General features: G+C 72.7%; 11 protein-coding genes. 3 read left to right on the top strand and 8 right to left on the bottom strand.

The window, feature by feature from the left end; genetic code table 11:
* The first annotated feature begins 47 nt into the window (after positions 1 to 47).
* Positions 48 to 425, top strand: a complete 378-nt coding sequence (locus R2737_03140) for a DUF3817 domain-containing protein (protein ID MEZ5115243.1) — start codon at positions 48 to 50, stop codon at positions 423 to 425.
* On the opposite strand, the gene R2737_03135 is transcribed toward R2737_03140, so the two are convergent.
* From R2737_03135 to R2737_03125, 3 genes are all read right to left on the bottom strand, one after another.
* Positions 386 to 2,368, bottom strand: a complete 1,983-nt coding sequence (locus R2737_03135; GenBank protein ID MEZ5115242.1) for a S16 family serine protease — start codon at positions 2,366 to 2,368, stop codon at positions 386 to 388. The two genes, R2737_03140 and R2737_03135, sit on opposite strands and share 40 nt — an antisense overlap.
* A 110-nt stretch (positions 2,369 to 2,478) precedes the next feature.
* Complete coding sequence (locus R2737_03130) at positions 2,479 to 3,624, bottom strand: CaiB/BaiF CoA-transferase family protein (GenBank protein ID MEZ5115241.1); 1,146 nt, start codon at positions 3,622 to 3,624, stop codon at positions 2,479 to 2,481.
* A gap of 19 nt (positions 3,625 to 3,643) precedes the next feature.
* Positions 3,644 to 4,075, bottom strand: a complete 432-nt coding sequence (locus R2737_03125) for an SRPBCC family protein (protein ID MEZ5115240.1) — start codon at positions 4,073 to 4,075, stop codon at positions 3,644 to 3,646.
* Positions 4,076 to 4,162: 87 nt separating this feature from the next.
* Between R2737_03125 and R2737_03120 the strand changes: the two genes are divergently transcribed.
* Both R2737_03120 and R2737_03115 read left to right on the top strand, forming a co-directional pair.
* Complete coding sequence (locus tag R2737_03120) at positions 4,163 to 5,728, top strand: histidine kinase N-terminal 7TM domain-containing protein (GenBank protein ID MEZ5115239.1); 1,566 nt, start codon at positions 4,163 to 4,165, stop codon at positions 5,726 to 5,728.
* A gap of 108 nt (positions 5,729 to 5,836) precedes the next feature.
* Positions 5,837 to 6,352 (top strand): hypothetical protein, encoded by a 516-nt coding sequence (locus tag R2737_03115; protein MEZ5115238.1) that lies wholly within the window; start codon positions 5,837 to 5,839, stop codon positions 6,350 to 6,352.
* On the opposite strand, the gene R2737_03110 is transcribed toward R2737_03115, so the two are convergent.
* From R2737_03110 to R2737_03090, 5 genes are all read right to left on the bottom strand, one after another.
* Entirely contained in the window at positions 6,321 to 8,210 is a 1,890-nt protein-coding gene (locus R2737_03110; GenBank protein MEZ5115237.1) for a hypothetical protein, read from the bottom strand. The two genes, R2737_03115 and R2737_03110, sit on opposite strands and share 32 nt — an antisense overlap.
* A gap of 181 nt (positions 8,211 to 8,391) precedes the next feature.
* Positions 8,392 to 8,772 carry a hypothetical protein gene (locus tag R2737_03105; protein ID MEZ5115236.1) on the bottom strand — a complete coding sequence of 127 codons (381 nt, stop codon included), beginning with the start codon at positions 8,770 to 8,772 and terminating at the stop codon, positions 8,392 to 8,394.
* A 134-nt stretch (positions 8,773 to 8,906) separates the two neighbouring features.
* Positions 8,907 to 9,203 (bottom strand): DUF1905 domain-containing protein, encoded by a 297-nt coding sequence (locus tag R2737_03100; GenBank protein ID MEZ5115235.1) that lies wholly within the window; start codon positions 9,201 to 9,203, stop codon positions 8,907 to 8,909.
* Positions 9,204 to 9,226: 23 nt separating this feature from the next.
* Positions 9,227 to 10,651 (bottom strand): alpha/beta fold hydrolase, encoded by a 1,425-nt coding sequence (locus R2737_03095; protein ID MEZ5115234.1) that lies wholly within the window; start codon positions 10,649 to 10,651, stop codon positions 9,227 to 9,229.
* Between the two features lie 260 nt (positions 10,652 to 10,911).
* A complete protein-coding gene (locus R2737_03090; protein MEZ5115233.1) occupies positions 10,912 to 12,225 on the bottom strand; it encodes a diguanylate cyclase in 1,314 nt (437 codons plus the stop codon).
* Positions 12,226 to 12,236 lie beyond the last annotated feature (11 nt).

The following is a 12,236-nucleotide window of genomic DNA, read 5'->3' as shown; positions in this document are numbered from 1 at the left end:
CGACCCGCGGCGCACCCGGCGCCGGTCCCACCCCGGGAGGACGGCCCGTGCAGGGCGCACTGACCCGCTACCGCGTGATGGCCTTCGTCACCGGCGTGTTCCTGCTGTTCATGACCGGGTGGCTGGTCCTCGGCTACACGCTGTGGGGCTACTCCGGCGAGGGCGTCAAGCCGTCGGCGTACGTGCTGATGTGGACCGGCCACGGCTACCTGTACGCGGCGTACCTGGTCACCGGCGTGGACCTCGCGTTCCGCTGCCGGTGGGGCGTGCTGCGGACGCTGGCGGTCCTGGTCGCCGGCACCATCCCGTTCATGTCCTTCGTCGCCGAGCACTACGTGACCCGCGACGTCCGCGCGCGGCTGGCCGCGGCGCAGGAGGCCGCGGATCAGTCGGCGAACCCGGAGCCGGCGAACCCGCCGAGGTAGGCCATCACCCGGCCGCTGACGAAGCCGGCCCAGTAGTACCGCAGCGCCTCGAACTTGTCGTCGACGTCGCCGTTGCGGTCGATGTCGGCCGACTCCAGCAGCGCGGCCTGGTACGCGGGCTGGGCCCCCTTCTCCTGCAGCACCTTCACGATCGACGACAGCTGCTCCTGGCCGAGGTCGAGGGACGCGTTGAACGCGCGCTCCGACTTCACGCCGGTCAGCTGGAAGTCCTCGTCCAGCTCGCCGTTGGAGTAGTACTTGTAGAGCAGCAGCGCGTTGCGGGCGTAGTTGCCGATCGCGTAGCCGAGCTGGGCGTACGCGGCATTGGGCTCGCCCGCGCCGATGTACTGCTTCAGCCCGTCGATGGCCTGCTGCTGGGTGAGGCTGATCGCGATCTCCAGGTCGGAGTCGGCCAGCGCGGTCACGACCCGCTCGTCGCTGGCCTCGTACTGCACCGCGATCGAATGGATGACGACGTCGTTGAACGCCGCCCAGTTCGCGTCGGCACCCTTGCGGAAGAAGTCGGCGACGCCTTCGAGGTCGACGTTGTCCGAGATCGCCGGCCCGGCCAGGTCGCGGCCCACCTCGAACACCGACCGGCCATAGTCGACCATGCTGCCGGCGAACTCGAAGTACAGCAGCGGGACGAGCAGCTGGGTGAGCGCCTCCTGGTCCCCGATCTGGCCCTGGTCGTACGCGTCGCTGATGCCCGCGAGCTGGTTCTCCGCGAACACCGACAGCGTGTAGGAGTCCAGCGCCTGCCCGTACGCGAACGCCAGCGCGGCGGCGTCGCTGATGTTGGCCGGGTCGTACGTGGCCAGCGAGTCCAGCAGCGCGTACATGTCGGTCTCGGCGCTCTGAGCGCCGGTGACCCGGTTCACCGTCGCGGCCAGGTCGCCGTTGACCACGTCGATGAGCGCCTGCCCGGTGGCGACCACGGCGTGCATCTCCGCGGCGCCGAGCCAGGCGGCCTCGAAGGCCCCGGCCTGCAGGCCCTGGTCGGACAGGTCCTGGGCCCGCTGGGCGTTGCCCTGTGCCTCCAGCGCGCTGTCGATGAGCGCCTCCTGGATCGCGTCGGGAAGGTTGAGGAAGCGGCTCTCGTCCTCTCCGTAGCGGGACAGTGCCAGCCCGGTCTGGGCCTTGAACTTCGCGTACACCTCGTCGTCGAGCCGGTCCGAGCCGCTGCCCGTCGATCGGGGCAGCGTCTGCCCGGTCAGCGTCGAGTACGCCTCGTACACGTTCGCGACCTCGGCGACCTCGACGCCCAGGGTCTTGCCGAGCTCCACCAGGTCGACCAGGTTGCCGGTGTTCGCGTCGACGTCGTTGCGCTGGCCGGCCGGCACCAGGACGGTGGTGAACCCGTTGTCCGCGGCCCCCTGGAGCTTCTGCGGGATGCCACCGACCGGTCCGACGGTGCCGTCGGGGTTGATCGTCCCCGTCATGGTCGCCTTCGGGTCGATCGTGATCCCGCGCTGCGCGGCAAGGACGGCGACGGTGGTGAGGGTTCCTGCACTGGGACCGTCGGCGTAGCCGGTGTAGGTGAACCGGTAGGTGCCCGTGACGGGCGCTCCGGTGAGCAGCGAGGCCACCGTGACCGCGCTCCACGAGGCGGCCCGGATCTGGTCGCCGACCCCCTCGACCTGGTCCTCGGAGAACTCGACCCGCAGCACGTCGCCCCCGCGCTGGAAGGTGACGTCGGCGTCACTGACGCCGCCGGTCGCGTTCGGCGCCGCCCCCGAGAAGTAGAGCGGGTGGAACGGGACCGTCTGCCCGCCCGACGTCGACGCCGACGGCTCGACCCGCTGGGGGGAGCAGGCCGCGCCGGCCAGGGCGAGGGTGCCGGCCGCCATCACGGCGACCCAGCGGCGTCGGGTGCGCGTCGCGCGGGCGGGGGCACGGGTGGGGGAGGTGGACGGCATCGGGGTCGAGCGCGTCGCGATCACGGCGCACCCCCTTCCGGACGGCGGCCTGACGCCTTCGACGCTAGTCCGACCGGAGGGGTGGTTGCAGGGCGGATGGTCCCCGTCCGGCGAGGGGTGGGACGCCGGTCGCGTCAGGCGACCGCGCCGGCCGACCGCAGGGCGGACACGGCAACGGCGTCGCGACCCAGCAGCGCCAGCACCTCGTCGGTGTGCTGTCCCGGCCACGGCGCCGGCCGGTCCAGCGCGGCGGGGGTGACGTCGAACCGCGGCGCCGGGGACGCCTGGAGGAACCCGTCGTGCTCGACGTACGTGCCCCGCGCCGCCAGGTGCTCGTCGCGCAGCGACTCGTCCCAGTCCAGGACCGGGGCGACGCAGGCGTCGGTGTGGTCCAGCAGGTCCAGCCACTCCGCCCGCGGCCGGGTCGCGAACAGGGCCGCCCACTGGCGCTTGGCCTCGGGCCAGGTCCGCGGGTCCAGCCGCCGCTCGGGTGAGACCTCGGGCGTGACCTCGATGCCGCTGCGCCGCACCAGCTCGTCGTAGAACTGCGGCTCGAGGGCGCCCACCGCGAGGGGCAGGCCGTCGGCGCAGGCGTACACCTCGTAGAACGGGGCGCCGGTGTCGAGCAGGTTGCGCCCGCGCGGGGCGCCCCACATCCCCAGGTGCTGCAGCCCGCGGATGAAGTGCGCGAGGGAGACGGTGCCGTCGACGATGGCGGCGTCCACGACCTGGCCCTGGCCCGTGGTCCGCGCGTGCAGCACCCCCGCCAGCGCGCCGACGACGAGGTAGAGGGCGCCACCGCCGAGGTCACCGACCAGGTTCAGCGGCGGCACCGGCTGCTCGTCGGCGCGACCCGTGGCGTGCAGGGCGCCGGTGAGGGCGATGTAGTCGATGTCGTGCCCCGCCTGGGAGGCGCGGGGGCCGTCCTGGCCCCAGCCGGTCATGCGGCCGTACACCAGGGCGGGGTTGCGCAGGTGGCACGCGTCGGGTCCCAGTCCGAGGCGCTCCATCACCCCGGGGCGGAAGCCCTCGAGGAGCACGTCGGCCCAGCCGGCGAGATCGAGCACGACGTCGCGGCCCGCCTCGGCCTTGAGGTCCACCGCCACCGAGCGCCGGCCGCGCAGGACCGGATCGCGGGGAGCCGCAGGGTCGACCGGGAACGGCGAGGGGCGGTCGACGCGGACGACATCCGCGCCGAGATCGGCGAGCAGCATCGCGGCGAACGGCACCGGTCCGATGCCGGCCAGTTCGACGACGCGGAGCCCTGCTAGCGGTCCCACCGGGTGCGCGGCCCGGCTGCTACTCGCACCACTTCTTCAGACCCTTGCAGGCGCCCTTGGCGGTGTCGCCCAACGTCTTCTTGAGGACGAACCCGGGGAGGGGCAGCGAGGAGTCGATGGCGAGGCTGAGCGTCACGTCGGTGCTGCCGCCCTTGTCGACCAGCTGCCAGGAGCCGCTGGCGGACTTCTGCGCCTTGCTGGGCGCCTCGAGCTCCCACGAGACGCCGGTGTCGGTGTGCACGAACGCGAGGTCGAACTCGTCCTTGGCGATCTTGACGTCGTTGACCTGGTGCGCGCGCAGCGTCCTGCCCTCGTCGTCAGCCTCGAGCACCTCGGCGCTGATCATCCCGGGGAACCACTGGGGCTGGGACGCGGTGTCGCGGACCGCGGCCAGCACGGTCGCGAACGGCGCGTTGACGGTGATCTTCTCGGAGACGGATGTCGTGCCCATGGCGCGGACCCTAGCCCTCGGGGCGGTCGCGTCGCCGAGAAACGCTACGGACCCGGCAACTACGGTGCGGAGAGGACCGATCCGGAGGTGACTACCCTGGCCCCGCCCGTCCCTGCCTTGGCCGCGGTGCTCGGCACCACCGGCCTGGTCTGCCTCGTGCTGGCGGTCGTGGTGTGGCAGGGGCGCCGGTTCTCCGCGGCCGCTCCCGCGCTGACCGTGCTGCTGCTGGCGACCTCGTGGTGGGACCTGGCGTACGCGGCGACCTGGGCTGCCGCGCCGGCCCCCTCGGTCCACTTCTGGCTGGACCTGACGTACGTGGGCGTGCTCGTCGTGCCGGTCGCGCTGCTGGTGTTCGCGGTCCGGTTCTCCGCCCGGGACGCGTGGCTGACGGGACCGGTGATCGCGGCATTGAGCGTGGAGCCGGTGGTCGTCGGTCTGCTGCTGTTCACCGACGGGGCGCACGGGTTGTTCTTCGGACCGGACCGGTCGGACTCCGTCGAGCTGATCCGCACCGGTGGCCCGGTGTTCTGGCTGAACGTGGCCTACTCGTACCTGCTGGTCCTGGTGGCCACGGTCGTGCTGGTCCTCCGCTTCACCCGGGCGCACGGGGTCTTCCGCCGCCAGGCCGCCACCGTGCTGGTCGGCATCAGCGTCCCCTGGCTGGCCAACATCCTGCTGGTGGCGAGCTCGGCGACGCTGGCTGCGGACCCCACCCCGTTCGCCTTCTCGATCAGCGCCGCGGCCTTCGCGTTCGCGCTGGTGAGATTCCGACTGCTGACCGTGCTCCCGGTGGCGCGGCATGCGGTGCTGGACCACATCCCGGACGGCGTCCTGGTGCTCGACCCGCAGGACCGGGTCACCGACGCCAACGCGGCAGCCGTCGGGATGCTCGGGCTCCCGGACCCGCTTCCCTCCGGGGCCCCGCTCGTGCAGGTCTGTGCCGTACCGGGGCTGCTGTTCCTGGTGTCCGACCCGGTGGGCGCCGGGGGCGACGTGTCCCTCTCGGCCGCGCCTCCGCTGGTGGTCGACGTCTCGATATCCCCGCTCGACGACGGGCGCGGCCGGCGGATCGGCCGGGTCGTCGTCCTCCGCGATGTCACGGCGCGCCGGCAGCTGGAGCACGACTTGGAGGAGCAGGCGCGCACCGACCCGCTGACCGGGCTGGCGAACCGCCGGGCGTTCAGCGAACGGGGGGTCCGCGCGATCGAGCGGGTGCGCCGCCGTCCGACACCCCTCAGCGTGGTGATCCTCGACGTGGACGACCTCAAGCCGGTCAACGACCGGTTCGGCCACGCGGCGGGGGACGCGGTGCTGCTGCGCGTCGCCGAGACGCTCGCGCGGTCCTGCCGCACGGTCGACGTGGTGGCACGCATCGGGGGTGACGAGTTCGCATTGCTGCTGCCCGGCGCCGACCTGACCCAGGCGTGGGAGGTGGTCCGCCGGATCCAGCAGGAGCTGATCGCCCCGGCGGCGGGGCCCGGCGAGGGCGGTCAGATCCGGGTCAGCGCGGGCATCGCCGCGCTCCCGGTCGGCCGGGAGCCGACGGACCTGGAGGAGCTCGTCCGGTCCGCCGACCGCGCGCTGTACGAGGCCAAGCGGGCAGACCGCGGGGGGATCCGGGTGTCGTCCGCGCCGCGTGCGCAGCCGCGGTGATCGGGGACGGCTTCGCGTTGCCCCGGCTCGCGGCCTGACCTTCGCCCCATGGCACACGGATCGCGGCCGCCTACGGTGGACGGGAGCGGTCCCGCGGAGGTGCTTGCCGTGTCGACGATCCCGACGTCCCCCTCGTCCCCGAACTCCCCGGACCCGTCGCCACCTACGGGCGCGACGTCCGTGCGCCGGGACCGACGCCCCCGGTCCCGCGGCTCCCGGGTCGCCGGCTACCTGATCGCCGCCGCCATCAACGCAGCCCTGCTGTACGCGATCCACGTCTGGCCCGGCTGGGAGGCGGTCCCGTTCCTCACCGATGCGACCGTCGACGTCCTGCCGATCGTGGACGCCTCCCTGATCGCCGGCATCGTGGTGAACCTGCTGTACGTGATCGGTGACCCGCGCTGGCTGCGCGGGCTGGGGGACGCGGTCACCGCGGTGTTCGCGCTCGCCGTCCTGGTGCAGGTCTGGACGGTCTTCCCGTTCACCTTCGCGGGGGAGGGCTGGGCCTGGCTGGTCCGGCTCGGGCTCGCGATCGGGATCCTGGGCAGCGGCATCGGCATCATCGTCGGGGTGGTGCGCTTCCTCGGCGGGATCATCTCCGGCGGCCGGGCGCACCCGGTCTGACCTGCTCGTCGGTCGGGATTCGCGTCCTCAGGTCGAGCAGCTGGAGGGCGAACGCCGTCGCGGAGACGACCACCAGCAGGGCGGCGACGATGCCGGTGGCCAGGTTGGCGACCCAGAACGGGACGCCGGTGACCAGGAGGAGCAGCGCGCCCACGAGCGGGCCGACCCAGGCTGCGCCGAGCAGGACCAGCAGAGTCAGCCAGAGTGTGCGCCAGCGGTGCCCCTTCGTCAGGGTCGCGCTGCGGCGCAGTGACGCGCGGATGCCCGCGCCCTCGGTCGCTGCGGCCGGGTAGGCCACCGCCCACCGCGCCAGCAGCCACAGCCCCAGCGGCGAGAGCAGCAGCGTGGCCACGAGGACGGCCGGCACGATCTGCTGCACGACGACGGTGACGGCGGCGCGCGGATGCCGGGCGGCCTCCCCCAGCGCGCGACCGGGGGTCGCGGTGGAGCCCTCGGCGAGGTAGCCCACGGCGCGGGCGGTCGCGGTCACGACCCACAGGTACAGCGGGAAGGCGACCAGCAGGGTGAGCAGGCCCGCCAGCAGCTGGGGCAGCCACGCTCCGGTCGTGCCGCGCACGTCGGTGAGGCCCTCGGGGATCCCGATCTCCAGCAGCACCCGTTGCAGGGTGCCGACGAGGACCGTGCTGGCCAGGGTGATCAGCGCCAGCGGGACGAACACCGCCGGGCGGCCCAGCACCAGCCGGAACGACGCCAGCACGATCTGGCCGGCACGCCGCTGCTGGTCCACCGGGTCGACGCTCACCGGCCGCCATCGGGTCCGGGCGATGCCGAGCGCGAGGAGAGCGACCAGCACCGCCAGGACGCCGACGACGATCCAGGGCGAGTCCATCAGGTCGACGAACAGCAGCGACCCGGCCGCGGTGAGTCCGCAGAAGGCGTCCACCGCCTCGCCCGGCAGCGGCGGCAGTGCCACGGCGTCGGGACGGCCCTCGTCCACCACCCAGGTCACCGGGGCGTCCCACTGGTCCTTGGTGTTCGGCCCGGTCGGGCCGTTGTTGAACGACGCCTCCTTCTGCCCCCAGCGTCCGGTGAAGCCCAGCCACGCGAACGGGTCGTTGGCGGAGGTGACGGCGTCGGGCAGCAGCACCACCTCGGGCCGCAGCTCCTCGCCGGGCGCCGTCGTGTCGTCGCAGCCGAAGCCGGCCGCCGCGGACTTGCCGAACCACTGCGCCTGGGTGAAGTACGCCGCGTGCGACCCCTGCCCGGGGTAGACGGCCGGGTGGTCTCCGTCGCGCAGCACCTTGTCGGACGACCAGTCGGCGGTCTCCGAGCCCTCGTGCTGGGCGTACGCGACCGTCGTCGGCTCGGACGCCAGCGCCTGCTCGGCGGTGTCGGCGTCGAAGAGCAGCTGGACCATCTCCCAGTCGCCCTCGTGCTTGTCGTTCCAGTCGTTGAAGACCCAGAAGAACCAGTACTGAACAGCCAGCTGCTCGGGGTGGGCGGGGTCGGTCGCGACCCGGGCGTAGACGGTCGGGGGGAGGTCGCGGGCGACCTCGCGGAACCACTCCTCGTACGTGCACCCGGGGTCCAGCGGGTTGCCGGGCAGGTCGAGGTAGTAGCCGTCGCCGAGGCCGAACAGGTCGGCCGCGGTCGGGGCGGTCGTGACCACGGCTCCGTCCGGCCCGCGCAGGACGACGTCGTTGCGGCCGAGCACGACGTCGACGGAGGTGGGCAGGTACGGCTCGCCGGGGCCGCACTCGACCTCCTGCTGGCGGATGACGACGACCGGGGCGTAGCGCTCGGCCAGCTCCACGGCCGCCGGGTCCGCACCGGCGTCGTCGGCGGCGCGGGCGGGTGCCGCTCCGGCCAGCAGGGCCACGACGACGGGGAGGAGCACCGCCAGGAGGGAGAGTCGTCGCAGCTGACGCCGGTAACCCACGGACGTGCGCTCCCTCCGGCCGTCGGGCCGGTGATGGCGGCCCGTGGACAGCATCGCGTCCGCGAGGTCGGAACGGGCCTCGACGCGCGGGGCAGAGCGACTCGACGGGGGGTGGAGGTGCTCCGGGTCGCCCGGGGGGTCAGCGGCTGAAGAAGGCGCGGCCCTTGGCGCCGAACAGGATCACCAGGATCAGCAGGTTGATCGCGGCGGCGACGACGAAGCCGGGGATCTCCTCGGCCTTGATCCCGCCCGCGAACAGGTTGATGACCAGGCCGATCAGCGCCAGTACCGTCACGATGCCGACGACGAGCTGGGCGACCGGGCTGCCGTCGAACAAGCCCTTCGCGACCAGCAGGTAGATGAGGCCGACGACGAGCAGGATGATCGGCAAGGCGGCGAAGTCCTCGATCCCGAGACCGACTTCGGAGACGAGCGCCAGGATCCCGCCGACGGCGTAGAAGACGCCGGCGATGAGCACGAGGACTCCGACGACGGTCACCCCGACCGGCCGCTGGTTCATGGTCGCCTCCGTCCGGCATCGGCCCGGTGAGCGCCGGGCGCGTCGCGAGTCTCGCAGCCGCCGCTACGGGATGCGCGGCATCAGGCGGACCCGACGTTGTCGCGGGCCTGCTGGTCGCGAGGGGTCGCCGGGTCCTACTCGGACTCCAGCGGCTGCAGCGTCACCGTGACCGGGTCCCCTTCCAGCAGCCCCTCCCGGTCACGGACCTGCTTCTTCATCGGCAGGAGGAAGGTCCCCCGTGCGGTATCGGGGAACACCGAGGTGGACCAGGTCGTGCCTCCCACGGTCACCCGGACCCGGAGCGACCCGAAGCCGCGTCGCGGAAGCGGGGAGTCGTCGAGCTCGTCGGCGACCGCCTCCGGGAGCGACACGAAGTGCCAGGCCCCGTCCCCCTGCCAGCGCCACAGGGGCGCGGTGAACGTGTGCTCCACGGCGTGATTGTCACCGACGCGGATCAGGGCCGTGACGGGACGTGTGGGCAGCTCACGTTCACCGACGGCAGCCGGAGCGTGAGAAGGTAGCGGGTGGCATGCCGGTCGACACAGGCGGAACCGGCGGCGCCGAACGTGACGTGCTTGGCGCCGACGTAGGTCACGACCCGGGAGGCGCGGAACAGGGTCCCCATCTGGGTCGTCCAGACGTACGCCGTCTGGGCGTCCAGGGTGGCGCCCAGGAGCAGCAGCCGCGCCGTCCAGTTGGCCGGCACCGTCGTGGGCACCGGGTCGGGGGTCAGGTTCAGCCCCTCGCAGGGTGCGGCGACGCCGACGCTGCGGTACCAACCGGTGATGGGGGCGGCGATGCGGGCCTGGGCGGCGGCGGCGTCGAGCTGCGCGGCGGTCTGGCGGTCGGCGTAGTCCAGGCACTGGATGATCGCGGGGGCTCCGGTCATGGCGTCGTACGGCAAGGGGGCCGCACGCAGCAGCCGCGCCTTCGCGCGCCGCCGCTCGGCGGGGCTGCCGTACAGGGCCGTGTCGAGGTCCTTCAGGTAGCCGGCCACGGGCTCATACAGGCTTTCCCACTGGGCGTACTCCTCGAGGAACCGGCCGAGGTCCCACCGGGTGAACGTGCGCTGCGCGTTGAGCCGCAACGGCGCCTGGTGCAGGCCACGCAGCACGCGACGGTAGTGCGTGGCGGACTGCGGGTAGGTCTGGAACAGCAGGCCCAGGGCCGTGTCGGCGGCAGTGTCGAACTGGGCAGCGAACCCGGCCAGGGATCCGTGCGGGCTGATGCTGCCGTCGAGCACCAGAGCCCGAAGCTTCCCCGGGAAGGTCAGTGCGTACGTGTACGCGATGCGAGTCCCGTAGCTCCAGGCCCAGTAGTTGAGCCGGGTGTCCCCGACCGCGGAGCGCATTGCATCGAGGTCGCGGACCACCTGGCGGGTGCCGATGTACGGGGCCAGCTGCGGGTTCTTCGCCACGCAGTCGGCGTTGGCGTCGGCCACCTGGGCCCGCACCCGGGCCTGTATCGCGGACCAGTCGACCGGGCCGGTCGCTGGCGGGGGCGACCACGTCACCGACCGGCAGCCCACGAGCGCCGTGGACGCACCGAGCCCGCGCGGGTCCCACGAGACGAGGTCGAACCGCTCCTGCACCGCCTCGGGCAGGAAGCCCCAGGCGGCGGTGATGGTGTCCAGCCCGGTTCCTCCCGGGCCACCGGGGTTCATGAACAGGGACCCGATCCGTTCGGATGTCGCTCCTGTGCTGCGGTGGCGGACCATCGCCAGCGTGATCGTCCCCAGTGCCGGCTGCTGCCAGTCCCGGGGGACCTTCAGCCGGGCGCAGTCGTAGCCCCGCAGTGCCCGGCTCTCGCAGGGGCGCCAGCGAAGTGCAGCCGGTGCAGTGGACTCCCCGGTCGGGGCGACAGCCGGGGCGGACCCCATCGGCGCCGCCGAAGGACTCGCGGCCGGTCTCCCCGCCGCAGCGGGTCCGGCTGTGGCGATCCCGGTGCTGAGGACGGAACCAGCAAGGACGACAGCCATGACTGCGGACGTCCGCAACGATCGCACCGGAGTCCCCTCTCCGAGGAGCTGCCAGCCGGGTGGCGCTGGCGCCGGACGCGACGCTACGCCGGGTCAGGCTGACGTTGCGCAGCCAGCGCGGGGCGGGCCACGTCACGCCGGTGCGTGGGTCAGGCGCTGCTTCAGCTGCTCGGACGGTCCGGGTCGACGTCGAGGCCCGCAGGCGTGTGTCGGTCGTCGATCGCGACGACGCGGTTCCGCCCGGCGCGCTTGGCCTCGTACATGGCCGTGTCTGCGCGGTTGAGCAGTTGCTCGGTGTCCCCGCCGGGAGGAGCGAGGGCGGCGCCGATGCTCACGCTGGACGAGATCGCCATGCCGTCGTGCCGCACCGGCCGGCTCGCCGCCACGCGGATCTTCTCGGCGATCCCCACGACCTCGGCCAGGTCGTGCACGCCCTCGAGGAGGACGACGAACTCGTCACCTCCGAATCTCGCCACCAGGTCGTCGCGTCGCACCGTCTCGCTGATGCGCAGCGCGAACTCCCGCAGCACCGCGTCCCCGGCCGCGTGCCCATGCTCGTCGTTGATGTCCTTGAACCGGTCGACGTCGCAGAACAGCACCGCGAGCTGGTCGCCGGGCCGGCGGCGACGCGAGCCCGCGGCCTGGATGACGCGGAAGGCCTCGTGGCGGTTGAGCAGCCCCGTCAGCGCGTCGAACCGGGCCAGCCGCTCCAGGGCCGCGGCGGCGGCGACCTCCTCGTCCACCGTGCGGAAGCTGGACAGGACACCGTTCGGAGTCCCGCTCGCGTCCAGGTACGTCCGAGCATGCAGCTCGACCCAGTGCAGCGTTCCGGTCTTGTCGACGACGCGGACACGCATCACGATGGATTCCCCCGCGTCCATCCGCTGCAGCGCGTCCTGCACGACCGGGTAGTCCTCCTGGTGGCCGAACTCGGCCAGCGAGTGCCCGATCCACTCCTCCGGCGTCCAGCCCAGCATGCGCTCCAGCGAGGGCGAGACCCACACCACGTGGTTGTCGCGGGAGCGCATCACCACGTCCGAGGAGTTCTCGGCCAGCAGCCGGTAGCGCTCCTCGGACTCCGCCAGCAGCCGAACCCGTTCGTGCCTGGCCGTCACGTCCCGCCACGTCAGGGTCACCAGGCCGTCCGCCCGGACCGCACGCACGTCGAACACCCGGACGTGCCCGGATGCCTCCAACGTGTACACGGCATCGTCCAGTGAGAAGGGCTCGCCGGTCTCCAGGACCCGGACGTAGCTGTCGAACGTTCCCGCCTCCAGGTTGCCCGGGTGCATCTGCAGCATCCGTGACCCGAGGAATCGCTCGTGCTGGATCCCCTCGAACGCGCACGCCGCCGCGTTGGCCTCGACGTACTCGAAATCGACGACTCGTCCCTGATCGTCTCGGACGGGGGCGAGCAGCACGACGGGGTCAGCAAACGCGTCAAGCAGCGAACGGATCGCGACCTCGGCACGCACCGGTCTGACCA

This window comes from Candidatus Nanopelagicales bacterium (assembly GCA_041393815.1).
In the GTDB taxonomy this organism is placed as follows: domain Bacteria; phylum Actinomycetota; class Actinomycetes; order S36-B12; family JAWKJK01; genus JAWKJK01.
This window is presented reverse-complemented; position numbering and strand designations above follow the sequence as displayed.

What these genes read in the sequence shown, in the direction of transcription:
- R2737_03105 (MEZ5115236.1), bottom strand. Translation starts at nt 8,772, where the DNA reads ATGAACCAGCGGCCGGTCGGGGTGACCGTCGTCGGAGTCCTCGTGCTC.
- R2737_03125 (MEZ5115240.1), bottom strand. Translation starts at nt 4,075, where the DNA reads ATGGGCACGACATCCGTCTCCGAGAAGATCACCGTCAACGCGCCGTTC.
- R2737_03095 (MEZ5115234.1), bottom strand. Translation starts at nt 10,651, where the DNA reads ATGGGGTCCGCCCCGGCTGTCGCCCCGACCGGGGAGTCCACTGCACCG.